This window comes from Mucilaginibacter corticis, from assembly GCF_007558865.1.
Classification (GTDB): Bacteria; Bacteroidota; Bacteroidia; order Sphingobacteriales; family Sphingobacteriaceae; genus Mucilaginibacter; species Mucilaginibacter corticis.
This window is the reverse complement of sequence record NZ_VLPK01000001.1, coordinates 2,143,402-2,168,334: the sequence shown is the minus strand read 5'-3', so window position 1 is coordinate 2,168,334 and position 24,933 is coordinate 2,143,402. Positions and strand designations below refer to the sequence as shown.

Here is a 24,933-nt window from a genome sequence, read left to right as displayed (position 1 = left end):
GATTACCTTTCTATCTGGAACTGTTCATCCAGGTATTGTTCCACTGCCTCAGTTTCATGGTAAGCTGCTTCTTCAGCAGCAGCAGCACCCCGGCCTATACCTACTTCCTGCGAGTTGTTACGCGCTTCGAGCAACAAGCCAAACAGTTCATCCTTTGAACTCATTTTAAACTTGCGCTCGCTGCCCAAGTCCTGCATTTGGTACACATTGTTTTTCTGTGCCTTGATCACCTTGAACTCGGTACCGTTATGCGGAATCACTTCGCCCTCGTACAGTTTGGTTGGGTCAACCTTTGGCGTATCGATCTTGCTGTCGGCGACTTTCCCGGCTTCATTGGCTTGCCCTTGCTCAACCTGCTCATCCTGTTCGGTTTCCTGCTTTTCCTCGATTTGCTGCTCGTAGCCCAAAATCTTGTCAACGATCTGCTGCGCATCGGATGCCGCCTTAAACAATTCCGCAGGGTCCTGCTTCATCAGCAGCGACCAGCTTTGCACATAGCCCACATGGTCGTTCAGGTCATACGGCAAATTGAGTTCCTTGCTCATCAGCAAGGAAGCCAGGTTGGTGCGCAGCTCCTCGCTGACCATACCGCCCGGATCGTTGCCGATCTGCGGACGGTCAAGTGCTTCCTGGGCGTTCACCCGGTGCGCCAGCTGGTGCAGGGCTTCGGCATAATATTGTTCGGGGCTGGCAAACTGTTCCTGTTCGGGGATAATGATCGCATCCAGCTGGCGGTCGTAGAACATATCGTCGCCACCATGTTCGATCAGGACCTTGCTGTTATCGAGGATCAGCTGCGCGCGTTCGGCGGGCGAAAGGATATAGGGTTCTTTTTCCCATTTTGGGATATTCCGCATCTGTTCACCGTTGAACAGCCAGGCGTCAACCTGCTTGGGTTCGTCGAGCTTTACCCGTTCTGTGCGTTGCTTACCGTTCTCTTTCAATACCGGCTCGCCCGCACCGTCCACCATTTTCTGGTATTCATAGTTGGACATGAACTGGATCAGTGTACCGGTCGCGCCTCTAACCACCGCCGTATGATTGCGGTTGGCCTGGTTCGAAGTTCCCCAGCGCGGGTCGTCCCGCTTCTGCATCAACAGGATCAGGGCCGATGGCCCGGCATAGCGGTGCCCGCTTTCGAGGTTAAACGGCAAAGCCGAATTCAAACTGTTGTTTGGCCGTTGAAAGATAGAAGTTCCGGCTTTCAGGTCCGCGATCATCTTATTGGTGATCTGTTCGGACAGGGGTTTAAAAGGTGTACTCATGGTTTTTTCCTTATTTAATTTGTTAATTGATTGTTCATTAAGCCACGCAGAAAAAGCAGCGGGTTGACAGGAACCTGTCTGAAAGAAACACTGAAATGTAAATGCTCACCGGTCACGCGGCCGGATGAACCGGTAAGACCCAAAGGCGTAGCCGCTTCTACGGAATCGCCCGGCAATACAAAAACCTGCGAAAGGTGTCCATAAAGGAAAGCGAACTCGCCGGAACGCAGCCTGATGTGGACGCCTGTTAGGTGATCATATTCTACAGCAGCGATCCGACCAGGCATAACAGCGAAAATCGTATCGCGATGTGCGCGGAGGTCGATACCGTCGTGATAACGTATTTTGCCTGTTACCGGGTGCAGGCGGTAACCGTACCCGGAAGTTAAGGTTAAATGATGCAGCGGCAGACAGCAAACTGCCAGCCATATAACCCTATTCATAGCCTCGTGCTTCGAATTGCGGGTCTGCCACTACTTCGATTTGGGTTTCCTGTTCCGGCACGTTATCCCTGGCATTTAACAGCGACTGATATAAGCCGTCCCGGACATTTAATTTTGTTTTGGCACCTGAACTGTCTTGAACATAACAGGTGTTTTTCGCCGCCCCGCCCGATACCAGGTAGGTGGTGTCTTTATAGGTGATGCTGTCACCATCCACTAAACGGCCAACTGTAGTTTTTGAAGCCTCTACAGACAATTCCTGTTTTCGTTCAAACTCCATGATAAAATCCGTGATCCGCTGTGCGTCGGCCGAAGCCTTGAAAAGCTCACCGGGGTCATCCTTTAAGATTTTGATCCAGGAGGCGACGTACGCGGCATGCTGTCCGAAGTTGTGCCCGATATTCAGTTCGCTGCCGATCATCAGTGAGGCGATCTCGGCGCGCAGTTCTTCCCTTGCATAGCCGGGCGTGCCGTACCTGTTCGTCAGGTCCCGGTTGAGCCGGGTTTCATGCCCGCTCCAATGGCCCAGCTCATGCAGTAGTGTGGCGTAGTATTTTGCGGCGGAATCAAATTGGTGTTGCTTCGGCATTTGGATGCGGTCAGCAGACGGCGCATAATAAGCTTCGTTGCCGCCGTGCCGGATCGTTGCAGCGCTGGCACGGACGATATGTTCGGCCCGCTCAATAGCCGGCCAGGCATGTCCTGCTTTTTCTTCATTTAAATCTTGCTGCCAGGGTAGAATTCCATTGATCTGTTCGCCGTTAAATACCAGCGCATTGATGAACATGGGTTTGTCGAGCTTTACCTGCACTTTTCTGGGTTTGCCGTCAGCATCCAATACTGGCTTGCCTTTTTCATCCAGCAATGGCCGCAGGTCATATTTTTTTACATAGGTGATCAAGGTCGCGCGTGAGCCTTTTGCGACCGACCATTTGTTGGCAGCGGCCTGTTTAAAGGTTAGCCAGCGCGGATCCTGGTGTGCCTGCATGGCCAGCCAAAGCGCATTCATTCCGCGGTATTTGGCACCGGTTGTCGGGTTGAAGGGTGTCTGGTAGCCGGAAGAGTTGTCGTCCGTCCAGGGTTTTTGAAAGGGCGAAGTACCATCCTGCAAGGCCGTGATCAGCTTTTCGGCAACCTGCTCCTGTAATGTTTTAAAGTTCTTGCTCATCGTAGCTGTTAGTATTCATAACCGCGGTTCTGTTCCAGTTTCAGCTGGCTCTCTATGGTATCCATGGCGAACTCCCGCACGATTTTGTTGTCCTTCACAAATTCCATTGCCTTGCGAACCAGGGGCGTTAAGCCATGCTGCTGCATCAAATTCACCTGGAACAGCGCCTTAAAGTCATCGTAGTTTGCCTGTCGGGCATCGTTCATCAGTAGTTCATAAATCTTATCGGCAGGCTTAAACACTAACAGCGCATTGGTGCTGTAACGCGCATTTTCGCCCCTGCCAAAGCTGACATAGACATCATCCGTTTCCAGATCCGCGCCGGTGATCATTCCGACCTGTCCCTGCTTTTGCGCCGGGTCGTCAGTTAATTCAGGGTGCACCAATACCGATGTCCCGGTGAGTTCATCCGTTGGCTTCATAAGCTAATAATTAAAAGGTGTTATTTTTTCTTCGGGGTCATGCTGCCTTTAGGTAGCACTTCTACCTGCGGGATAGGTTTGCGAAAACTTTCGACGATGGCATCGACCTCGCTGTTTATGCGCATGAAGTTTTCCCGCAATAATTCGTCTTTGCGCCCGGCAAAATCATAATACACGGGCAGCTCACGGTAAGCCGCTTCTTCGACGGCAAGTTCAGCCGCATTTAAGTTCACTTTGCAGTTGATGGCGGAGGTTTCAAACTTGCCGGTGTAGACTTCCTGCACATCTGCAGCGATCAGCCCTACCATTTCCCCCGTATTCAGGGAGGCCATCTTGCCGGCCGGGATCAGCGGCTCTAATTTTTCCTGTAAAGAAGTGGAAGTCTTATTGCGATCTATAGAGAGACTTTCGCCGATCTGTTTGTTCTTACCAAAGATGCGTTCGAGCCAGTCCAGGGTTTCTTTGTTCCGCACGGAACCGGCGAGCACGTTACCCACTACAGCCGTGATCGTTGCAGCGGTATCTTTACCATAGTGTTGATTGAACTGCGGCAATTCCTGAAGCCCCATTAAAATGGCCACCTTGTTAGATCGTGCAACGGCCTGTAGGTTATCAATTTTATAGACATATAAAGTCGGGATCTCATCAATGATCAGTGCAGATGGCAGGTTCCCCTTGCTGTTGATCAGCTTGGTCAGCCGGTTCATCACGACCGAATAGCAGGCCGAATTAATATTCTGCGTGCTCGGGTCATTAGCCAGCACCACTATACCAGGGGACGACCTATCCGATATTTTCAAATTAAAGTCATCGCCGGAAAACACCCAAAACGTCTCTTTCGTAGCCAGCCGCGATATGAATATTTTCAGGGTGCCGATCTGTCCCTCCAATTGGGGAAAAGCTTTAGCGACATAAGCCGTCTTAAATGGCGATAGCAATGAAACCAGTTCCGGTTCTGAAAACAGTGTATTAAAAATATCCTCGTAAGAATGATTCAGGAAAGACAGTACATGCGGCAAGCTGGAGTATTTGCCACCGGCGTGCTTGCTAAAGAAATAGACGCAGGCCGCTAAGAAATTGACCGCTGATTGGGTAAAGAACTGGTCACTGCCGCCACTTTTATCGCCTTTCTTCATGGCTTCCACCAGACCCTCCGCACTTTCCGAAGCGTCGGCCAGCGTTTTCAAATAATCGGCGCGCCAGGGATTGGTACGGCGGCTGCGTTCGACATCGTTCAAATTAATCACATGAAAATCGTAGCCCTTACACTTGCCCCGCTGTTTAGCCAGTAAATAATGATAATAAGCGATCTTTCCTAAATCGGGATACTTATAGTCATAGACACAGCAGCAAAACTCCTTGGCAATGAGTTGCCGGATAAAAGGATTAACAATACCAAAGGACTTACCTGAGCCCGGTGTACCTATCAGAATCGTCGCCCGAAACGGATTGACCAAATTGATCCAGCCATCCCTGACCTTGCCCTTATAATAGAACAACATCGGGATATTTACCGAATATGGCGTCACGATGGGTTTCACCGGCTGCATAAAGCTTTCACCTTCTACATTCCAGATGTCCTTGCCCAAACCCGAGCGGATCATTTTGGAAACGTTGTCCAGTGACACACTCAGTAAAATGGTCCCGAACAACGAACCAAGCATGTAAGCCAAATTCCACCAAGTTGTCAATGTAAAGGCGAGCGCACCAACACGCCCGTACAGGAAAGCGCTGCCAAAAAACAACAGCAGCCCCAAAGCCAATGGGTAAAGGATATGTAGCTTCGGATCGAGTTCTTGTTTCTTTTTGGCCAAAGTGCCGATACTGACCAGACAGAGCAGCAACAAAGTCGCCAGCTTACTGTACAGCAAATGGCTGTAAACAGCCACATGGCTCAACTTTTCTATCGGCCCATAAAAAAAGCCCCAGAACGGGGCTTGCTTATAAACAAAGATGGCAGCTTCCAGCGCAATGGAGACATAGATCAAGCATTGCATAAAGCCATGCAGCTTATGCTGCTCGTGGGTTTCTTCCATAATGTTATTTTTTATAGGAAGTCAGAAGGGCTTACGCCGTTCCTCCATAAGTTTAATTGTTTTTTAGCGGTACGGAGGGAGCCGCTTTTTGGCGGGTTTTTCCATATATTTTGTTCGGTATAATCAGCTGACCAAGAAATGAAATACCGCCAGGTATTGCGCAAGGGCATTCGTTAATGCCTGGTATAGCAGGCCACTGTATTCCGGATCAGGAAAGCCATATTCCTCAAACAGGAAAGCACAAAGCGGTAGCAGATTTAGTAATTCACTGGTTAGTTTGCCGCTCAACCGGAAAGCCAGATGAGTTTCTTCAAATTCGTGCTCGAAAACAGTTTTTAAAAACTCGTAGTGTTCGCGTTCGTCCGGCTCTAGTAACTTCAGTGGGTTCATCAGATGGGGATGATATCCGCATCAAGGAGATCCTGGTAAGCGATGGTCAAGGTGATCACCCGTCCGGAGATCTGCTTTTCACTCAGCTCGATATGCAGCACTTTGTTACCGGGGAAGCTCAGTTTCTTCAGGACAATGATGTTGCGGTAGGTCTTTTGAAATAGGGGTTGATTAAAAAGCACGAATTCGGGGTGCAGCTCCAGGGACTGCACATTGGTAGCCTTGGTGATCTTCTTATCATCGATATGAAAACGAAAGTCCTCTATGTTGTAGGCCAGGTTCGTTTTGTTCCGATAACCCAGGTCAAGAAAAACATAATCCCCGGCCGTATAAATATGGTAGAGTTCGGCCTTCAGGTCAAAGGCCTTTGTTTTTTCAATCGCATGGCCCGGCCGCTTACAAAACAGGTTCAATGCCAATGCCTTCAGCTGGTTTTGTGAAAGCCCGATCCCTGAAATATCCAGCGGTTTACTGTCAGCCAGATCAACAGGAATTGCTGTCCGGGCATCCCGCGCTGTAATGGAATCGGCACGGATGACATGGTATTGCGCGATAAACTTCTCACCGGCAATGGTGACTACAGCATCAGTGAAATTCACCGAATCACGCAGGCGGATGCGCAGCACATTTTTGAGCGGCAGGTCGCCGACAAGGCTTTTCGCCGAAATATCCACGTACTGAATAGGTTCTGGCGAAATGAACTGCACGGATACATTCTCGGGCAGGCAAATAACCGGCAAGTCATTCTTTTTAACGCCATCCGCGAACGGCGTTAATTGGGCATAGCTATGCAGGGCCGCGATAATCGCGACAAATAAAAGAGCTAATCGTTTCATTGGTTAATAGTGTTGCTGCGCTTTTTCGAGCGCTTCGTTATCGATTAAATAGAGGTAAGAATTGTATTTGATCTTCGCTTTGTCCTTGCGGATCAGGCCTGCTATGGCAGAGGATGTAGACTGGAACATTTTGCTGGCGGTGCTTATGGCGAACTGACTGGCCACGGAACCTGTCCCGCCTCCGTCTATGGTGACGCCCTGCACGGTATTGGTGCCCAGATCTTTGGTAAAATCCCGGAAAGCGGATTCCGGTACATACAGCCCGGATAGCCCATCGAGATCATACACCTGCAATTTGACCGGCAGGATCTTATTTTCATAGAGAATCGATTTGACCGTCAGCTCCACGCGCTGTCCCGAAAAGCCGGTGATCAGCGCATATACGTAAGTGCCTTTGGCTATGCGGTAATTCCCCGCGTCGATATCATCAAGCAGACGCAGGCGGATTCGAGAACCGGCGTAACCGGTCAGGTTCTCATCGATCACTACTTTGATAAAATCAGGGTGTTTGTCGGGCAACACGGTATTAAAGTCAGCTAACGGCCCATCCGCCAGCTTCACGGCTAATTTAGGTTCTGCTGCTTTTTGCGCATTGATCCTCGCCAACGCATCGGACTTTTGTCGCTCAGCCTTGACCGCCGGGTCATTGGCTTTGTTCATGCTGTCGAGATAGGCCATCTGTTGCCTAAACGTTTCCATCGGGTCCCTGATCTTAGTCGCCTCTAAATTTTCCCCGGAAGGGGAGACTTTTTGCCGGTTCCTTAAACCATTAAGCGCAGTCAGCATTGCCTGGTCGTTATTGGCAGGTTTGCGCGCAGGTAAACTAACGGGATTCTGCGCATACTTTGCTTTCATCGCCTCATTGATTGAATCCAGCATTTTCTTTTCCTTATCTGAATAACTGCTTTGAAAGGTGGGATTACTGGTTTTTTCCGCGGGCAGCGCGTTTACGGCCGTCATGCCATCGCCCTGTTTGTAGGTATTGCGATAAGCATCCAGCTTATCATCCAGTTGTTTTTTCTGGACGTCCCCGGAAACCTGGCCCACTGATGTGTTGATGCCATTGACAGGTTTTTCCTCAGTTTTCTTCGTGGCAAAGCCGCTATGGTAAACGAAAAAGAACAAACACAGGAACGGCAGCAGGATCAGCGGCAGGATGTATTTGGGTTGTTTAAAATTAAGTTTCATGATGCTAATGGGGTAAGGTGAGACGGATATGCTGCAGGCTGTCGAGATCGCGGACAAGCATCAGGCTGTCGTCTTTGGTGAGTACTTTCTTAGCAGTGATGCTATCCACCTGCCGCCTCAAATGAATAGTCGTTTTTAGCGCGGTGCCTGCTGCCAGGATCTGGTCGAAGCTGCTGTCGATAACTATCGGCTTATTGGTCGCCACTTTTTTCGGCGGCAGCATTTGCCTGTGCAGTACGACTGCTAAAACAGCCGAAAGAGTCAGTAAGACGATCATCAAGCCGAATAGAAAACGGGGGTATTGACCGGCAAGATGCCTTCCGAAACGGTTACCTTTTTCAGCGTACACCGAAAATTCTTTGCGCAGCTCACTGTACAGCGTATCCCTGGGATCGCGGTTAGAATGAATTTTTCTGAACATTTTCGAGGTCTTTGTTTTCGAGCGTTTTCCAGTTAATGATAAGCACGCCATGCGGGTTATTATCGCTGCGCGGGATATCCTTTAAATAGCCTTCAGTGATCAAGGAACGGATCACGGTTGAGCTGCGCCGGTCGATCTTTAATTTTCCGTAGTAACGAAAATATTTTTTAGGCAGATCTAAACTTATAGAATCCGTTTGCAGGGTGATCACCGAACTGGAAGACAGTACGGAATTAAAAAAGCCATTTTCCTTCAGGTTATTCACCTGGTCGGCTCCCGATTCATCTACGAGGTACATCGCTTTTTTCAACTGGTACTCGATATACTTATCATCCGGCGTCAGCGAAAAGAAAAGCGCATGAAACAGATCGATGTCGGCGCGATATTCGACCGGTCGGTTGACCTGCATATCCGTCTGGTTGGCCTGTAAGGGAATACCATTGCTTAGGATATAAATGCTTTTTCGGGAATCTGAAACCTGCCGGTAGGCATAGGAGCAGCAAATACCCGAGAGGATAATGGAAGTCAGGAAACTGCCCACGGCCACCCAGGTCGCCAGCCTTACTTTGGCTTCGATATTTTTTACGATCATAAGAAAGGATGGAAAAAGATTAGATAAAGCTGCCGACAATACGGGTAGCACCCGCCATGGTGCTGGCGCCACGGCCGAAGTTGGAAGCGGCTGAGCTGACACCTGAGGTGGAAATTATCCAGGTTGAAATGCTGGGAACGGTGAACATACATATAGCACCGATCACAAAAACGATGATGACGGTACCAAAAGATAAAATGCCGTTGCCAGCGAAAACCGCCAGCTTGGCGATATCCGCAGGCGCGCCCGTCTTGCCGACCAGTTCCTGGTATTTGCTGATCTCAGAGGTCAACGCATATTGCTGCATCAATCCGCATAAATACATGATCAGGTAAGCAATGCCCGAGTACAAATTGACCGATACAAATCGGGCGACCCAGGTGCTGAAGCTATCACGAAAGGCAGGCAGAATACTCACTGCAACCGAGAATGGCCCGAGGATAATCAGGATTGAAGAATAGATAATTTGGATCATGAAAATTATATATACACTGACTCTCAGTATCCATATCCCCAAGAGTTCCAGTAGCTGCGTAAATAATAACTGCATGCCGACGGTGAGCCGGTTTTTCAGTTCCAGCAAGGGCGATACGACATCGGCAATGCCTTGCTTGACGGTACTGGTGACCGCGTTCCAGGCCTGACCATACCAGGTATCGCTTTCCTTTTCGGCCACATCTGCCTGCGCCTGGAAAGTGTACAACGAATTAGCGACCTGAAGCATGAGGTTAGCGCGCGTGAACCGTAAACCATCGACATCGCTTTGTACGCTTTCAAACATTTGCTCCGTCTGATTCGCTACGAGATCTGTCGGAAAGGCCACCATCTTCACGAAGCCGCCCCACCAGATAATGATCATGGCCAGACCAAAAGGACGTAAGAGCGGCATGATCTCCATCTGCTTATCACCAACCATCATTTCATAACTCTTAATGGCAAAAAATATGATCATAAAGATAGCGGCCAGCGCCTGCGCGTCGCCAATAAAAAGGCTGAAATGGTTCCAGATCGAATCTTTGAGGCCCTTCAAAAACACCATGACACCAGTCTCATACACAGCATCTCCCTGCAAGTATTGCAGCGACTTGCGGCTGATGGCGGTGTCAACCGTCGCGGTTTGGGCGAAGCCTGCTGTTCCCCAAAAGGTGAACAGCAAATGGGACAGATTCAGCCGTAATGCACCTGATGCTTACCAAATGATTAATACCTTAAAAATTTTAGGCGTAGAGCCACAAGCGATTGAACAGCCACTTGACATGTCGGTACCGGAAAATAAAATGATGCTAGCCATCTATCTCACTGCACCTGAAATTGAAAATGACCGCCGCGCATTAAATACTTTCTATGGTATGCGGCGTGCGAGAAAAGAAGGTCGTTGGGTGTCGCAAGCACCGATTGGATACGTGAATAAACATGATGAAAGAGGTAAAAAATATATTGGCATCGACGAAGAACAAGGTGAAATAATGAAATGGGCGTTTGAAGAACTATCGAAAGGAATGTTTCCTTCAGAGCAAATTTTTAGAGAGGCCGTGAAAAAAGGGCTTAACTGCAAAAAGAATAACTTCTTATATGCTATACGAAACCCGGTTTACTGTGGCAGAATATTGATCGTTAAATACAAAGATGAAGACGCGCACACGGTTAAGGGTCAGCACGAAGCTATAATACCTGAAAGTTTATTTTATGATGTTCAGGACATATTAGACGGGAAAAAGCGTCTCATGAAAGTGAAAATTCACTCGCCTGATCATCTGCCACTTCGCGGCTTTATCCGCTGTTCTAAATGTAGCCGCACACTTTGTGGGAGTGCTTCAAAAGGCAGAAAGTCTTATTATCACTATTATCATTGTTCCTCCGCATGCGGTTGTCGGTATAAGGCTGAGGAGGTCAATGACGTTTTTACAGATGAGCTGAAAAATTACTGCATTGATGACCGTTTTTCGGAACTATTCTCGAAGGTAATCATCGATGCCTACTACAGCGAGCATTCGAGCAAAAGAGATAATCGTTCCGAATTGCTAAATGAAATTAATGCTCTCAATGACAAAGTTGGCAAGGCCCGTGAGCTGCTACTTAATGGCGATATTGATGCGGCTGATTACAAAGCGATCAAAACTATGTCAGAGGGCCGGATTATCGTCTTGGAAGCTAAGTTAGCAGAACTGGCCGATAACAACCAGAATCAGCGAAGAATTTTGGATATAGAACCTTTGATCACAGGTGCGATATTTACTTTGACCCGCCTTAATGTAATATTCAGTCAATCAAACACTTGCGAAAAAAGAGAGCTTATTGGTTCGATGTACCCTCAAAAATTCACTTTTGAAGATATACAACATCGAACCGGTTTTGTAAATGATTTGTATTCTTTTATATATCTGATAAACAGTCAGTTAGGGGATAAAAAAAGAAGGGCAAGCGACCGTAAAACGTGCTTGCCCACTCTGGCTCCTGAGGCTGGGCTCGAACCAGCGACCCTCTGATTAACAGTCAGATGCTCTAACCGGCTGAGCTACTCAGGAATCATTTTCCGGTTTGGAGTGTGCAAAAGTATAATTTCTGAGCTAATTTCACAATGTTTTTTCAAAAAAAATATAAAACACTAAAGATGAGTTTATTTCATTTTAATGCTGTGTTAACCAGGATATTTTTCTTTTAACTTTTCAGCTATTTCAGGATACATTTTAAGAGATTGATAATATTTTGTTGATTTCATTTTCTTTAAATGTGATTCGATATTTACCGCCTGTTTGCGATTGCAGCATTCAATAACTAAGTAAACGTCCCAAGGGATTCCATATTTGGTTGAGGATTTTATAAAAGTGTACAAGTTATGTTGCTCTAATCTTAAAATTAAGTTGTCAGTTTGGCCAACATAAAATTTCTTAGTTGAGGCAGAGTAAATAATATAGGTGTAAAAAAGCATGTGTTAAATTGATTTGTTATTAAGCATTACCAACATTTGGAGACGGCCCTCTGATTAACAGTCAGATTCTCCCCCGATAGCTATCGGGGCCGGCTGAGATACCCAGGAATCATTTTCAGGTTCGATGCGTTCAAAGACATGATTTCTGAGCTAATTTCACAATATTTGTCAAAAAAAATTTATAAAAAATATTAGATGAGTTTATTAGTTATTGGTACTGTGGCATTTGACGCCATTGAAACACCTTTTGGTAAGACAGATAAAATTGTTGGCGGCGCTGCAACCTATGCAGGTTTGGCCGCTTCTTACTTTTATGACAAGGTAAAAATTGTTGCCGTGGTAGGTGATGATTTCCCGCAAACAGAGATAGCCGACTTTAACAACCATGGTATTGACACCGAAGGTTTGCAAATTAAACAAGGCGAAAAATCTTTTTTCTGGAGTGGTAAGTACCATAATGACATGAACAGCCGTGATACACTGGCAACCGAGTTAAATGTATTAGCCGACTTTGACCCTATAATACCTGACAACTACCAGGACTGCCAATACCTGATGTTAGGCAACCTTACACCACAAGTACAACAAACAGTTATTAAACGGCTTAAAAATCGCCCTAAATTAATTGTTATGGACACCATGAACTTTTGGATGGACATTGCAATGGACGACCTGTTGGAAACCATTAAACTAATTGATGTATTAACTATTAATGATGCCGAGGCTCGCCAATTATCAGGCGAATACTCGCTGGTTAAAGCTGCCCGTAAGATTCTGACCATGGGGCCTAAATACCTGATCATTAAAAAAGGCGAACATGGCGCACTGCTTTTCCATGAAGATAAGATCTTTTCGGCCCCGGCATTACCGCTGGCCGAGGTGTTTGACCCAACCGGTGCAGGCGATACTTTCGCGGGCGGGTTTATCGGCTATATGGCCAAGGTTGATACCGTGAACTTTCATAACATGAAAAATGCCATTATTTTCGGTTCGGCACTAGCATCGTTCTGTGTTGAGAAATTCGGTACTGAAAAAATCAAAAACCTTGCCGAGGCTGAAGTAAATGCGCGGATCCAGGAGTTTGTACAGTTAGCATCTTTTGAGATCAAATAAAAAAACCTATAGCTACTTCAATAACAAGAAAGGCCGGATAGTACCCGGCCTTTCTTGTTATTTTTTCTTATTGAGCCTAAAACCAATAGCTATTTGCAAGTTATTGGTATTTGATGTATAGCCCCCTAATGATGAGCTTACTTTTTGCTTTTGAAGATCATGATAATAAGTAGCATCCAACAAAAACCGTTTATAATTAAGGCTTACCCCACCCGATATGCCATAACGGATCTTTTTCTCAATACTGGTGCCGTTTATAGCATCGGCTAATTTACTGTAATAGGCAATCGTGTCTTTAGGCGTACCTGTTGTTGAAACAACGCTTACACCGTTGGCCTGTGTCAACGGGATACTTAGCACCGGTCCGGCTTTTACGCCAATATTAGGGGCCACACTATACAGCATATGCAAGGCAATATCAGTCGTATACATTTTCCGTGAATCGGTTATTTTTGAATTTACCGTTTTTATAGCCTGCCCGGTATCAGTTTTTCCTTCTTCGGTGTGTAAATAACTGCCTTTTGCCAGGTGCGGCACAGGTAACCTGGTTTGCAGGTTAATAGCCCATTTATTGTTTAGGTTATACGTTGCAAACAAGCCGCCATACATATCAAAAGGCATACCCTTGCTATTGTTTTGCTTTGCCTGGCCAAAGCTGCCGGGGGTATTTATTCCCGCTAAAATCCCCCAATCAAAAGGCAATGAAAACGAACTCTTATTTTTTGTCTTTGTAGATGCAAGCTTCCTTGTCATTGTCGGATCAACAGGCGTCTTACTGATGATAGTTGAAGAAGTTGCATTATTACCTGCTAAATCATGCACATCCCGGCCTATTATAGCCTGAGGCGGCCATGCCTGCAGAACAAGGGGATTTGTATTAAGAGTGCTGTAGCCCTGTGAACCAGTGGCGGACTCGCCATTAGCCGTTCCGCTAAAACCTGTGTTAATTGTACCCCTACGTACTTGATCTTTTTTAACGCCAGCTTTATTCACCCTTATATAGTTGTTGGTATGATTATTATTTAGATGTGATGATCTTGAATTAGGGGATATATTGCTTAATGAATTCGAGTTAAGGTTTGATCCGTTACCTGACGATAATGTTGCTGTGTTGTTTAAGCCCGGTTTTGTGTTGCTATTACCGTTACTATTTCTCGTCGATGAAGCACCTGTAAGATTATTGGCCGGTCTTTTTCTGTTATTGTTTGTTGATGTATTATTACTTGTTACGGAATTATTATTTGCGACTGCGTTAACGGTTTTATCTGTCACGTTTTTAACTGCTTTTTCTGACGTGTTCAATACTGGCTTGCCCGCATCTTTAGGCACATTGTTATTTTCGCTAATAGGCGCGCTGTAGCCACTTACCGGCTCTTCTGTTGTTATAGCTTTAGTATTATGATCCCCTGAAATCTTATTAATTTCATGATGGTTGTGTTTCTTATTTACCACCGGATTATTGCGAACTGCAAAGTATGTTAATGTGCCTGCTGTTAATAATGCCGCCAATGTATATAACAGTTTAAACTTAGCGATATGCAACAAGGTAGTTTTTAACAATGATTGTGTACCAACCGCTGTATTAACAACCGGCATTTGTGCATCTAAAAGCTGGTGCATTGCAGACCAATCTGCCTGCGCATCCATATCAACATGCAGGTCATCGCGTTTTTGCTGCCAAAGTTTAAGGTATTTTTCCTGATTTTTCATTTTGCCTTAACACTCCTTTCTGTTCTTTGGTCGTTTGGCCGCGATGGATCAAGCAGTTCTCTTAATTTCTTTTTGGCCTCCGCTAAATGCCAGCGAGAGGTACCTTCACTTATATTCAACTGATCGGCTATTTCTTTATGGGTAAAACCATCTAATACATATAAATTAAATACGGTTTGGGTAGCGTAGGGCAGTAACCTGATGTTAGCTAAGATGTCTTCAAAATATAATCTCTCTAAAGCCAGCGGCGATATAAAAAACTCGTCTTTATCCTGGTCCTGCAGGGTTAGCGAGGTAAATTTCAACTCCTTACGACAAAGATCAATAGCAGAAAATATCATGATCTTACGCATCCAGCCACCTAACTCCCCTTTCTCTTTATCGAAATTTTTGATGGATTGAAAAATCTTTAAAAACCCGGTATTAAATGCCTCCTTAGCCAACTCTTTATCCGGCAAATAGCTATGACATACCCGTAGCATATCGGCATAGAAAAGCTTATATAAACTTTCCTGTGCCGCCCGGTTGTTGTTCATACATCCGTTAACCAGTTCGTCGGTTTGGTGTTTAGGCAGATTCATTAAAAAATTATCGCTAAGATAGCATCCTACACAGGTTCTTCGAAGCGAGTTACAGAAACGTTGGGTCTATTTAAAAATATTTTTAAGTAGACAAAAGTACGCCTAAGCTCAAACTGTTGTAAATACTAATCGCGCAGTTTGGGTTAGTCTTTTTTATTTGCTTAGTCGCGATAACTGTTACTTTTCTTATCAGCAACCCATATTATCGACATAAATAAATACAATCCGAATGATAAAACGCCTATATATGCCATTGTCCAGGTTTTTGTTGTTTATATTGATTTTGAACATCCTTTATTACATCATCGCACCGTGGCGTAGAAACGTTGGGTAAGAGTGATATAAAATATTTTAATTATGTTTATTGCTATTGAAAATACTCCAAATTAAACGATATTTGAACAGATGATAAAACGATTTACCATATAACCACAATGAAAAAACTATTATTGATTATCGGCCTTTGTGCCGGATTAAAGGCAAGCGCCCAGGTTACTACTGATACCATAACAAGGAGCACCTATACCCTTACGCACGACTCGATAAGTCGCAAAACTTACACCCTTATTTTTATAAACAAAGACGCCACTTTTGCAAAAGAAGGCAGCGCGGTTAAACAACGCATGATCGATGCATTTTTCCTGGTTTACCCTGCCGAGGCAGAAACCTTTAATAAAAACACTTTAAATAAAGTAACATTTGTAATTGACCCCGGCTATGATGGCGTGGCCGCTACAGGTAATGGTGTAGTAACTTTTAACCCTGCATGGATGTTAAAAAAACCTACGGACCTTGATGTAGTGACACATGAGGTAATGCATATTGTGCAGGATTATGGCGACAGCAATGGCCCTGGATGGCTTACCGAAGGCATAGCCGATTATGCCCGTGCTGTTTTTGGTGTTGATAATGTAGGCGCTAAATGGTACCTGCCTAAATTTAAAAGCACCCAAAGCTATACCAACAGTTATCGCATAACCGCTCGTTTTTTTCTTTGGGTTGAGAAAAATATAAAACCGGGTTTAGTAATAAGTCTTGACGCTAAATTACGCGCTCATACCTATACCGATAACACCATTAAAGATTTAACCGGCAAAACGTTTGATCAGCTTTGGGCCGATTATGCCGCTGCCAATACCCCAAAAGGTTAAAAGCTGAAAGTTTACATTGCTTATGCTAAGATTGAATAATTCGATCTTAGCATTTTTTTTGCCTTTAAAATTAAAAAACGTTCCTGTTGAAACTGGTTACAGCGGCCAATATGCCAATAAGCTATGACTATCATTAAAGAAGACAGTTAAGGACGGTTCATTCTGTCATTGTTTTTACTTTGCCCCACCAATACAATGACCTCTAATGAATCGGATAATCTTTATCATAACTATTTTAACGTTATGCTTTGTTAGGCCCACAGCGGCGCAAAATACTTTATTGGCCGGCTTTAAAAATCCGCCACCTGCGGCAAAGGCACGTACCTGGTGGCATTGGATAGATGGAAACGTATCAAAAGAAGGCATAACAGCCGACCTGGAAGCGATGAAACGTGTAGGCATCCAGGAGGCACAAATAGTTAATGTTGGCCAGGGATACCCCGAAGGACCTGCTACCTACATGAGCCCCAAATGGCTTGAGCTTTTCCGCTTCGCGGTATCAGAGGCAAAACGGCTTGGCCTTGAAATGGGTTTTGGTAACAGCGCCGGCTGGTCATCAAGCGGCGGCCCATGGGTCACTCCTGAAAACGCTATGCAAACTGTTGTGTACACACAAACCGAGGTTACCGGTGGCAATACTATACATCAAATCCTGCCACAGCCAAACACAAAATTTAACTTTTATAAGGACATAGCTGTAATAGCCTTTCCAACCCCTAAAGGCAACCAGCGGATAGATGACCTTGCTCTTAAAACGCTGAGTGGCGATGGTTTCAAAGTCCGCTTAGACCCAAGCGACAAAATAATAGATAATGCATCAATTATAGATAAGAGCAAAATAATTGACCTTACTTCAAAGATGGTAGGCGAAACTTTAAATTGGGAGGCCCCCGCCGGCGAATGGACAGTAATAAGGTTTGGACATACGCCTAACGGTACACAAAACCGCCCTGCCGGTTTAGGTGGCAAAGGCCTTGAGGTTGATAAAATGAGCCGTACCGCTCTTGATGCCTATTGGGCCGGAGGTGTACAGCCGATACTTGATAAATTAGGTTCGCTTGTTGGGCCAACTCTTACCAATTGCTTAATAGACAGCTACGAGGTGGGTTGTAATAACTGGACAGAGGGTTTCAGAGAAGATTTTAAAAAACGCCGCCATTATGATTGCTTTACTTTTTTGCCTACACTGGCCGGTTACTATGTAGAAAGCGGCGAAATATCTGAACGCTTCCTGTGGGATTTTCGCAAAACTATTGGCGATCTGATGGCTGATAATTATTACGGATATTTTAGCGAATTATGTCACAAACACGGCATGAAATTTTCGGTCGAGCCATACGGTGGGCCGTTCGAATCGTCTAAGGTGGGTGCAACCGGCGATATTGTTATGGGCGAATTTTGGCTGGGCAATACAGTGTATTCCGAGTCTCCAAAATTAGCGGCATCTATTGCGCATCTTAATGGTAATACACTTGTGGGTGCCGAGTCCTTTACCAGTACAGGCGGCTGGCGTAACCATCCCGCAACTATGAAACCTGTGGGTGACCACCAGTGGACGGAAGGCGTGAATCGTATTATATTTCATACTTACGTACATCAACCGTGGAACCTGGCACCGGGAGTTACTTTCCACATGTATGGCGTAGAGATGAGCCGACTAAACACCTGGTGGGAACAAAGCCATGCTTACATGAGCTATCTTGCACGCTCGCAATTTTTGTTACAACAAGGGCAAAGCACGGCAGATGTTCTGGTATTTTCAGGCGAGTCATCGCCTAATGATGCTATTTCAAGACCTGACATTAAAGCGCTCGGTTATGATTATGACCAGATCGGTCCGGATGAATTAGCGGGTTTGACTGCCAAAGACGGTAAAATTTACACACGTACCGGCTTGCAATATCGATTGCTGATCCTTCCTGAAACAGCATGGGCCACTCCTGAGTTACTGTCAAAAATTAAAGAATTAGTACTTGGCGGCGCAGTAATTACCGGGCCTAAACCTGTCAAATCGCCAAGCCTGCAGGCTTATCCGGTCTGCGATGAAAAGGTAACAAAACTGGCTGACGAGATCTGGGACAAAATAACGACGAAAGCATCTGTTACCGATGTTTTTACAAAACTTGACCTGGCACCTGATTTTTCTGGCGGCCCTACGGGTTCTGATTTGAGTTTTATCCATCGTAAAGCTGGTGATGACGATATTTATTTTGTTGCCAACCCTCAAAATGAAAGCCGCAAAGAAATATGCAGCTTTAGAGCGCCGGGCAAAAAACCGGAATTGTGGAACCCTGAAACCGGCAAAACAGAAGATATCTTACTTTGGAAAAAAGGCCCTGATAATACTATTCAGATCCCGATGACCTTTGATCCTAACGGATCTGTTTTTGTGGTCTTTCGTAAAAACAGTTCTTCGCCTAACTACCATATTACCAATGTAAAGACCGTGTTGCAGCATCAGCCATCAAAACCTCTTCTTGATCTGAAAATTATCAAGGCCGAATATGGTACTTTCCTGCAAGATGGGTTGGTTGATGTTACGGATGTTCTATCACCGCTTATTACAAAAGATGGCATTCACCTGGCTGCCGATAATCATTTATCAACAAGCGACCCCGCCCCGGGTTCTGTTAAAGAACTGCGCGTAGCCTACGAATTAGGCGGGCAACGACACCAGTTAAACCTGCTTGAAAACAAACAACAGGATATCAAATTCAACAATGAAGAATTTAAGCTGATCAGGGCTATTTACGGCAGGTTTCCGGAGGATGTAAAAGATATGGCTCCAAAATATCCGGTATATGATGTTAGTGCCAACATAAATAGTCTCATTAACTCAAACAAATTGGCTTTTACTGTTACTGACAGTTTATTTGGCGTACCGGCTGCACAAAGTAACATTAAGAGAGAACTCCGGTTAGTATATTCAGCAGCGGGCGAAACACGTAAAACCGCCATTCAAAACGGTGCAGCGGCCCACTTTGAACAGGATACGCCGCAACCAAAGCTTGTCTATGAAAACGGAATGCCCAGCTGGGTTACACCTTACAACGGCAAAATAATTTATACTACAGATGCCGGCTCGGTTAAAACTACCGAAGTAAAAGGATTGCCTAAACCCATTGAACTATCCGGTCCGTGGAAAGTGAGTTTCCCTCCTAACCTGGGTGCACCGGCAACAGCCACATTCTCAAAACTGATCTCATGGCCACAGTCTTCTGATGAAGGAATACGTTATTTTTCAGGTACGGCTACTTATAAAAAGCAATTTGTGTTAACCAAAGACATGATCAAGAAAGGTAATTCCGTTGAGTTAGACCTGGGAAGCGTGTCGGTAATTGCAGAGGTTATTGTAAACGGGAAAAACCTTGGTGTGCTTTGGACTGCCCCTTTCAGGGTAGACCTTGGTAACGCCGTACATCCGGGAAAAAATGATCTTGAGATACGGATCACTAATTTATGGCCAAACCGCCTGATTGGCGATGCGCAATTGCCCGATGATATGACCTGGACGCCTTACGTTCCGAAAGTATGGCCTGAATGGCTGTTAGACAAGAATGTTAAACGCGACTCAAAGCGCATTACTTTCACCACATGGAAACATTGGGATGCTAATTCGGTATTGCAGCCATCAGGCCTTTTAGGGCCGGTATTATTGCGGACTTATCAGCATAAAAAATTATAGAACCAAATGCGGGTCAGCTTTTTTGGGCTGGCCCCTTATGATCAAACTGCTTTGTATTTGCCGGTGAAATATTTGTAAAGTATGTACACAAAAGTCAGCACCGCAAAAACTGCTATATAAATAAGATCGACCGTTTGATTATAAAATAAAGCCAGGCCTATCTGTACCAGGAAAAGAATGATCCCGAGGATTGTTTTTGTCATGATTAAAAGAATTTGGTTAAAAAATCAGCCAATAGCCCCGCTCCTACAGCAAATAAAAAAGTAATGACCAATAAAATTACAGGCACTTTAAGACCTCCTAATTTTTTCCTGGTAAGTACAACGGTAAATAATCCGAATGCAGGTGCGGCAAACACCATTGAGGCGATGGGGCCGTTTGAAAAACCGAGGTGCAGCAGTACTGTCCCTAATAAGATCTCAAACAATACCGGCACCGATAATAGTGTAGCAATAAAAGATATGATAACAATAACCAGTATAGGGCTGTAGCTCTCTATATGCTCGAAATATGAATTTGGAAATATCACCCTAAACAACGAAGTAATAAGAGTACCCAATAACATTAAGGGGATAAGTTTGATAGCTATACTGCCAACCGAGATCATCCAGTCTTCAAAAGATTTTAAGATAGTTGCAGGGAATGATTTTTCAGGAAAATGACAAGTGATCTGATCCAGCAATGCCGTTTTCATTACGGGAGATTCAACACCCGGGGCAACCATTTTTGATACAAAGGGCACCACAACAGTTATCATTAAAATACTGAATACAATTCTTGATATAACTACTGCCGGACTAAATATGCCAAACATGGTTACAATACCAATAAAATTAAGCAGTACACCACCCATTATAATGCCTAATGAAGTTTCAGAACTGCCTGTTTGAGACGTAAGACTCATACTGGTAACAGCCGAACAATTGGCACACATATTAAGCGGCATTCCTATAATACTGCCAATGGTAGCACCTTTAACACCTTTTAACTGTAGCAGGACATCAAATTTTTTATAGGATAGTGCCAATGAAAGCGCGGCTGCGCCAATAATAACCGCGAAGGTCATCCCGGTGGCATTAGCTTCCCAAAAATTAGCGCATGATTTTAATACCGCGGTTGGGTAAATGTCTGCCTGTGTTACGTGAAAGCGTTCATGGAAATTTAACTCGCCGTGGTCATGGGGCTTTTGGCATTTACCCTCAACACAAACCACTTTTTTTGCTTCGGCTTTAAACCTGCTGCCTTGCAAAAACAAGGCAAGAAAAGCCAGTAGCATAACCAGCTTTATTACATTCTCTTTGTTCATTTAATCAATAAATTACCGCGTTGTACGGCTTAGTTTAAATTGGATTGGGGAATAACTGTATGCAATATAATATTTTATTTCGATACACCTAATTTACAGTGCCTTAATTTTTTGAAGATGCTTTTGGGAGAAATAATGTGACATCATATTTAAATTTTTATTCGTTAAATTTGATATCCAATTAACCTGTTAGCCATGAAAGTCATTAATAATGTCCAAACCTGGGGCGATTCGCATCACCCCAAAATACTGGATTTGATCCGCATGCTGTTAGGTATCTTTTTACTAATAAAAGGATCCGTGTTTTTAAATCAGCATTCTTTTTTAATGGACAAAATCATGAGCACCCACACGTTCAATTGGTCGCCTGAAGCCGTTGACTGGCTTATTCATTACGTTACATTGGTGCACATGATCGGCGGCGTGTTGATATTCCTCGGGTTATTTACCCGGCTTGCCGCCATACTGCAGATCCCGGTAGTATTTGGCGCGGTATTTTTTGTGAACATCATGAGTTATTATGTAAACTCAGAGCTTTGGCTTTCCATTATGGTACTGGCGTTGCTGATGCTTTTTACAGTAATCGGCTCAGGCCCGCTCTCTATTGATAATGTTTTAAAAAACCTGTTTCCTGACGATAAGGAACATAAATCTTCATAACGCGATAGTAAATCAACAATGCTTTATCGGAGATATTTATCTTAACAACCTGATGACAGTTAGTTAAACCCACCGCCCGGAGGGCCACCCCCACCCGGTCCGCCGCCATCGGGCGGAGGGCCGCCGCCCGGAGGAGGGCCCATATGACGGTCATTGTTTTTTCCGGATGTATTTTGCAGGCGCAGCGTAAGGGTTAGCATATAATACCTGCCCAACCTGTTTACATTTGATTGTGTTATGTAATTACCGTTTTGGGTGCTGGTATAACCTGTATTCTGATTAAACAGATCAAATGCCGATAAACGAACCGTTGCCAGTTTATTAGGTAAAAAGCGACGCTCAATATATGTATTAAAGATATTTGGGTTTGTAGAACCTTTGTATCCATAGTAGAATGTTTTGTTGTAATCATAGCTTATCGTCCAGTCTTTGAACACATAGTTTTTGCCGGTTAGCCCTAAGGTCCAGGTTCTGAAATTATCGTTTATCCCCGGTTGGGTCAATGAGTTTTTTGACGAGTTGATACTATAGCTGGTATTTGGTTCAGCATCTATTACATCGGCAATATCGATCCTGAATTTTAGCCCCTGTGTGTAAACCAGGTTTTTAGCTATGTTTTTTTCGGTGGTCAAAGCAAACGTTTCGGGTGCGACAGTACTCACGTATGATATATTGTTATTGTAAGCTATGTTACCAATAAAAAACAGGTTGTATTTACGGTCGTCAAAAGGTTTGGCGAATACATAAAAGCCCGATGCAGAATAATAACCATCAGCATTTAAATATTGGGTAGCTACTGTGTTTGAAAGTTTGGTATTAGGCGTATAATTTGCCGGATAAGTGATGGTGTTTGATACAATTTTATCATTGGTTTTTACAAACGACAGGTTGCCGAAAAACACATTACCACTTTCAAAATTGAATTTATTATATCGTAACGAGAAGCTATTGTTAAACTCGGGCTTCAAGTCAGGGTTACCGGTAATGGGGTACGCGGCGTTTGAGAAATCGGTAACCGGCTGCAATTCAGAAAAAGTTGGCGACACCGTAGTACCGCTATAATTGGCACTCAATGACTGTGATCTTGAGAAATTATATACAAAATGCGCTGCCGGCGTAAAGTTAAAAGTGCTTTTACTGGTAGTAAGGCCGGTGGTCGGCGAATATCCTTCCAGCAGTGAAGGTTGTGCTACCACACCTATTACGTAGTTATACTTCTTCTCAATAAATCGATAATTTAACCCAAAGCGATTAGTAGTTAAAGTAAAGTTGTAATTATTACTCAGCATCGCGTAATTGTCTTGGATATTATTTGTTGTAGAGGTATCAGTTACCTTATCGGCAGTGGTATAGGCGCGGTGGTAGTTGTAATTCACCTCAAAATATGAGCGCTTGCTCAACGGATTAATATAAGATACTGCTGCTCCAAGGGTGTCTGTATGGCTGTTGGTATTGATAAACTGACTTAAAGGCGCGGTAGCAGCTGTATTGATGTAAGTGTATACGGGATTTTGATAGGCCCTGCTGGTTGATCGCCCTGCGCCAAAATCAATACTGAAATTGCTGTGCGAATTAATAAACTTATGATTATACAATACATTAATCCCATAATTTGGGGCTGACGAATTGCTTAATGTTTTATAACTATAATTTGACAGCGTAGCCGTATCGCTCACCAAAAGGTTACTGCCGTTGGCGTTGTTGTTTGTACCACCGTATGAGTATGAAGGACTGATCTTTAAATAATTGGCCGTATCAATTTTATACTCCATATTAAAAGTGAAGCGGTGATTTATTTTCGAGTTTTTTTCGGTGCTGTTTTGCGTATTGGTGGTAGGGCTGGTTGTCGACAGGTTATTTTGCAAAACTGAACTCACCAGGTCTACCGAGTTATCTGCAAAGCTATAGCTGCCATAAACGGTTATTTTTTTACCCCAGCTATCTCGATAGTTAAACCCTAAAGAACGCGCAGTAGTGATCCCGTTTGTTGGCGCGTTACCACTTCCGGGAGGGCCAAAATTAAACAGGCTGGTATTGGTATTATTCAAATTGCTTAAAATCGCTATCTGGCGGTTATCATCAAATCTAAAAATGTTGGCCTGGGCTATGTAACGACCTTTGTTAGTTGTGCCGTCAACCTGCGGTAAGGCATCTGCGCCGCCGCCTGCGCTTACCTGCCCAAAACGACCATTATTTTTACCGGGTTTTACATTAATGTTCAAAACGGTTTCGGGTTCGCCGGATTTGATACCTGTCAGGTTAGCCTGGTCGCCATAGTCATTGATCATTTGCACATTGCTTACCGCATTGGCAGGTAAATTTTGTGTAGCGGTTTTTACATCACCTCCAAAGAAATCCTTCCCATTCACCCGTACCTTACTCACTGTCTTTCCCTGGAAGGTGATGTTACCGTTTTTATCTACATCGGCACCCGGCAGTTTCTTGATCACATCCTCTACCATTGCCCCGTCACGAACTTTATAGGCAGCCGCGTTAAACTCAACCGTATCCTCTTTTAGCTTAACCGGATTTATCCCAACAATATTTACCGTATTTAATGTAGTCGACGAGTTTTTTAGCATGATAGGCTTGAGCATCACAGCCGTATTGGCGCTATCTAAAATTATCCGGCGTTTTAACGCGTCATAACCAATAGAAAAAACTACCAGGCTAAACTGGTTGACTTTAACTGCCGGAAAGCTAAACTGTCCGTTAACATCGGCAATCGTGGTAATACTGTCCTTATCGGTAAATAGCTTTACCGTAGCGCCGGGTATAGATACTTTTGCCGTATCGGTAACCGAACCTTTAATTGTACGCCCTGTTTGCGCATAAACGTTTGTGATAGTTATAAACGCCAGCAGCGTTAAAATACAGCTTAATTTCATGGGATAACCTTGCTTTAATACCCCAAAGCAAAACAATTGCCCACGTCTATAAAATTGAAATAGACAGACAGACGGAGTTAACCGATAGAAGGCTATTTTTATCCTGTTACTTAACACTTTCTTATTGAAAGCCTCCCTATTACTTTTTT

Annotated in this window: 22 protein-coding genes and 1 tRNA gene; 5 read left to right on the top strand and 18 right to left on the bottom strand. The window is 44.5% G+C overall.

Annotation, left to right across the window (positions count from 1 at the left end; translation table 11 throughout):
• Positions 1-2: 2 nt before the first annotated feature.
• The 11 genes from FO440_RS09535 to FO440_RS09485 form a co-directional block, all read right to left on the bottom strand.
• Positions 3-1,265, bottom strand: coding sequence for a zincin-like metallopeptidase domain-containing protein (locus tag FO440_RS09535; RefSeq protein WP_144247961.1), 1,263 nt, complete (start codon positions 1,263-1,265; stop codon positions 3-5).
• Positions 1,266-1,279: 14 nt separating this feature from the next.
• Entirely contained in the window at positions 1,280-1,708 is a 429-nt protein-coding gene (locus tag FO440_RS09530; RefSeq protein WP_144247960.1) for a M23 family metallopeptidase, read from the bottom strand.
• Positions 1,701-2,876, bottom strand: a complete 1,176-nt coding sequence (locus tag FO440_RS09525) for an ArdC family protein (RefSeq protein WP_144247959.1) — start codon at positions 2,874-2,876, stop codon at positions 1,701-1,703. Before FO440_RS09525 ends, FO440_RS09530 begins: the two co-directional genes overlap by 8 nt.
• 8 nt (positions 2,877-2,884) lie before the next feature.
• Positions 2,885-3,298: a hypothetical protein gene (locus FO440_RS09520; protein WP_144247958.1), complete on the bottom strand. Its 414-nt coding sequence runs from the start codon at positions 3,296-3,298 to the stop codon at positions 2,885-2,887.
• A 20-nt stretch (positions 3,299-3,318) separates the two neighbouring features.
• Complete coding sequence (locus FO440_RS09515; protein ID WP_144247957.1) at positions 3,319-5,334, bottom strand: type IV secretion system DNA-binding domain-containing protein; 2,016 nt, start codon at positions 5,332-5,334, stop codon at positions 3,319-3,321.
• Positions 5,335-5,457: 123 nt separating this feature from the next.
• Entirely contained in the window at positions 5,458-5,724 is a 267-nt protein-coding gene (locus tag FO440_RS09510; protein ID WP_144247956.1) for a hypothetical protein, read from the bottom strand.
• Positions 5,724-6,560 carry a DUF4138 domain-containing protein gene (locus FO440_RS09505; RefSeq protein ID WP_144247955.1) on the bottom strand — a complete coding sequence of 279 codons (837 nt, stop codon included), beginning with the start codon at positions 6,558-6,560 and terminating at the stop codon, positions 5,724-5,726. Before FO440_RS09505 ends, FO440_RS09510 begins: the two co-directional genes overlap by 1 nt.
• Before the next feature lie 3 nt (positions 6,561-6,563).
• Positions 6,564-7,748, bottom strand: coding sequence for a conjugative transposon protein TraM (traM, locus tag FO440_RS09500; RefSeq protein ID WP_144247954.1), 1,185 nt, complete (start codon positions 7,746-7,748; stop codon positions 6,564-6,566).
• Between the two features lie 4 nt (positions 7,749-7,752).
• On the bottom strand, positions 7,753-8,169 hold the full coding sequence (locus FO440_RS09495) for a hypothetical protein (protein ID WP_144247953.1): 417 nt from the start codon (positions 8,167-8,169) through the stop codon (positions 7,753-7,755).
• Complete coding sequence (gene traK / locus FO440_RS09490; protein ID WP_144247952.1) at positions 8,147-8,761, bottom strand: conjugative transposon protein TraK; 615 nt, start codon at positions 8,759-8,761, stop codon at positions 8,147-8,149. The genes FO440_RS09495 and traK overlap by 23 nt, the downstream gene beginning before the upstream one ends.
• A 19-nt stretch (positions 8,762-8,780) precedes the next feature.
• On the bottom strand, positions 8,781-9,917 hold the full coding sequence (locus FO440_RS09485; RefSeq protein WP_246104196.1) for a plasmid transfer protein: 1,137 nt from the start codon (positions 9,915-9,917) through the stop codon (positions 8,781-8,783).
• Positions 9,918-9,957: 40 nt separating this feature from the next.
• Between FO440_RS09485 and FO440_RS09480 the strand changes: the two genes are divergently transcribed.
• A complete protein-coding gene (locus tag FO440_RS09480; protein WP_246104195.1) occupies positions 9,958-11,247 on the top strand; it encodes a recombinase family protein in 1,290 nt (429 codons plus the stop codon).
• Here the strand turns inward: FO440_RS09480 and FO440_RS09475 are convergent.
• Positions 11,210-11,286: transfer RNA gene (locus FO440_RS09475), tRNA-Asn, on the bottom strand. The two genes, FO440_RS09480 and FO440_RS09475, sit on opposite strands and share 38 nt — an antisense overlap.
• Before the next feature lie 113 nt (positions 11,287-11,399).
• Entirely contained in the window at positions 11,400-11,690 is a 291-nt protein-coding gene (locus FO440_RS09470) for a GIY-YIG nuclease family protein (protein WP_144247949.1), read from the bottom strand.
• 195 nt (positions 11,691-11,885) lie between these two features.
• Here FO440_RS09470 and FO440_RS09465 point away from each other — a divergent pair, with 195 nt between their 5' ends.
• The gene (locus FO440_RS09465; protein WP_144247948.1) at positions 11,886-12,803 is read left to right on the top strand and encodes a PfkB family carbohydrate kinase; all 918 of its coding nucleotides are present in this window, start codon (positions 11,886-11,888) and stop codon (positions 12,801-12,803) included.
• Positions 12,804-12,860: 57 nt separating this feature from the next.
• Here FO440_RS09465 and FO440_RS09460 read toward each other — a convergent pair whose 3' ends face one another.
• Positions 12,861-14,513, bottom strand: coding sequence for a porin family protein (locus FO440_RS09460; RefSeq protein ID WP_144247947.1), 1,653 nt, complete (start codon positions 14,511-14,513; stop codon positions 12,861-12,863).
• Positions 14,510-15,094, bottom strand: a complete 585-nt coding sequence (locus FO440_RS09455) for an RNA polymerase sigma factor (protein WP_144247946.1) — start codon at positions 15,092-15,094, stop codon at positions 14,510-14,512. The genes FO440_RS09460 and FO440_RS09455 overlap by 4 nt, the downstream gene beginning before the upstream one ends.
• 434 nt (positions 15,095-15,528) lie before the next feature.
• On the opposite strand from FO440_RS09455, the gene FO440_RS09450 reads away from it, so the two are divergent.
• Both FO440_RS09450 and FO440_RS09445 read left to right on the top strand, forming a co-directional pair.
• A complete protein-coding gene (locus FO440_RS09450; RefSeq protein ID WP_144247945.1) occupies positions 15,529-16,245 on the top strand; it encodes a basic secretory protein-like protein in 717 nt (238 codons plus the stop codon).
• Between the two features lie 205 nt (positions 16,246-16,450).
• The gene (locus tag FO440_RS09445) at positions 16,451-19,930 is read left to right on the top strand and encodes a glycosyl hydrolase (RefSeq protein ID WP_144247944.1); all 3,480 of its coding nucleotides are present in this window, start codon (positions 16,451-16,453) and stop codon (positions 19,928-19,930) included.
• A 41-nt stretch (positions 19,931-19,971) separates the two neighbouring features.
• Here the strand turns inward: FO440_RS09445 and FO440_RS24385 are convergent, their stop codons facing one another.
• Positions 19,972-20,133 carry a hypothetical protein gene (locus FO440_RS24385; protein WP_186292608.1) on the bottom strand — a complete coding sequence of 54 codons (162 nt, stop codon included), beginning with the start codon at positions 20,131-20,133 and terminating at the stop codon, positions 19,972-19,974.
• A 2-nt stretch (positions 20,134-20,135) separates the two neighbouring features.
• Positions 20,136-21,236: a permease gene (locus FO440_RS09440; protein WP_144247943.1), complete on the bottom strand. Its 1,101-nt coding sequence runs from the start codon at positions 21,234-21,236 to the stop codon at positions 20,136-20,138.
• A gap of 195 nt (positions 21,237-21,431) precedes the next feature.
• On the opposite strand from FO440_RS09440, the gene FO440_RS09435 reads away from it, so the two are divergent.
• Positions 21,432-21,896: a DoxX family protein gene (locus FO440_RS09435; protein WP_144247942.1), complete on the top strand. Its 465-nt coding sequence runs from the start codon at positions 21,432-21,434 to the stop codon at positions 21,894-21,896.
• A 59-nt stretch (positions 21,897-21,955) separates the two neighbouring features.
• Here FO440_RS09435 and FO440_RS09430 read toward each other — a convergent pair whose 3' ends face one another.
• A complete protein-coding gene (locus tag FO440_RS09430) occupies positions 21,956-24,784 on the bottom strand; it encodes a TonB-dependent receptor (protein ID WP_144247941.1) in 2,829 nt (942 codons plus the stop codon).
• Positions 24,785-24,933: the final 149 nt, after the last annotated feature.

Excerpts from the sequence above, each read along its gene's own strand:
- FO440_RS09495 (WP_144247953.1), bottom strand. The coding sequence starts at position 8,169 with ATGTTCAGAAAAATTCATTCTAACCGCGATCCCAGGGATACGCTGTAC.
- FO440_RS09515 (WP_144247957.1), bottom strand. The coding sequence starts at position 5,334 with ATGGAAGAAACCCACGAGCAGCATAAGCTGCATGGCTTTATGCAATGC.
- FO440_RS09470 (WP_144247949.1), bottom strand. The coding sequence starts at position 11,690 with ATGCTTTTTTACACCTATATTATTTACTCTGCCTCAACTAAGAAATTT.
- FO440_RS09480 (WP_246104195.1), top strand. The coding sequence starts at position 9,958 with ATGATTAATACCTTAAAAATTTTAGGCGTAGAGCCACAAGCGATTGAA.
- FO440_RS09510 (WP_144247956.1), bottom strand. The coding sequence starts at position 5,724 with ATGAACCCACTGAAGTTACTAGAGCCGGACGAACGCGAACACTACGAG.
- FO440_RS09430 (WP_144247941.1), bottom strand. The coding sequence starts at position 24,784 with ATGAAATTAAGCTGTATTTTAACGCTGCTGGCGTTTATAACTATCACA.
- FO440_RS09465 (WP_144247948.1), top strand. The coding sequence starts at position 11,886 with ATGAGTTTATTAGTTATTGGTACTGTGGCATTTGACGCCATTGAAACA.
- traM (WP_144247954.1), bottom strand. The coding sequence starts at position 7,748 with ATGAAACTTAATTTTAAACAACCCAAATACATCCTGCCGCTGATCCTG.
- FO440_RS09520 (WP_144247958.1), bottom strand. The coding sequence starts at position 3,298 with ATGAAGCCAACGGATGAACTCACCGGGACATCGGTATTGGTGCACCCT.
- FO440_RS09535 (WP_144247961.1), bottom strand. The coding sequence starts at position 1,265 with ATGAGTACACCTTTTAAACCCCTGTCCGAACAGATCACCAATAAGATG.
- FO440_RS09505 (WP_144247955.1), bottom strand. The coding sequence starts at position 6,560 with ATGAAACGATTAGCTCTTTTATTTGTCGCGATTATCGCGGCCCTGCAT.
- FO440_RS09530 (WP_144247960.1), bottom strand. The coding sequence starts at position 1,708 with ATGAATAGGGTTATATGGCTGGCAGTTTGCTGTCTGCCGCTGCATCAT.
- FO440_RS09455 (WP_144247946.1), bottom strand. The coding sequence starts at position 15,094 with ATGAATCTGCCTAAACACCAAACCGACGAACTGGTTAACGGATGTATG.
- FO440_RS09450 (WP_144247945.1), top strand. The coding sequence starts at position 15,529 with ATGAAAAAACTATTATTGATTATCGGCCTTTGTGCCGGATTAAAGGCA.
- FO440_RS09435 (WP_144247942.1), top strand. The coding sequence starts at position 21,432 with ATGAAAGTCATTAATAATGTCCAAACCTGGGGCGATTCGCATCACCCC.
- FO440_RS09445 (WP_144247944.1), top strand. The coding sequence starts at position 16,451 with ATGAATCGGATAATCTTTATCATAACTATTTTAACGTTATGCTTTGTT.
- FO440_RS09460 (WP_144247947.1), bottom strand. The coding sequence starts at position 14,513 with ATGAAAAATCAGGAAAAATACCTTAAACTTTGGCAGCAAAAACGCGAT.
- traK (WP_144247952.1), bottom strand. The coding sequence starts at position 8,761 with ATGATCGTAAAAAATATCGAAGCCAAAGTAAGGCTGGCGACCTGGGTG.
- FO440_RS09440 (WP_144247943.1), bottom strand. The coding sequence starts at position 21,236 with ATGAACAAAGAGAATGTAATAAAGCTGGTTATGCTACTGGCTTTTCTT.
- FO440_RS24385 (WP_186292608.1), bottom strand. The coding sequence starts at position 20,133 with ATGACAAAAACAATCCTCGGGATCATTCTTTTCCTGGTACAGATAGGC.
- FO440_RS09525 (WP_144247959.1), bottom strand. The coding sequence starts at position 2,876 with ATGAGCAAGAACTTTAAAACATTACAGGAGCAGGTTGCCGAAAAGCTG.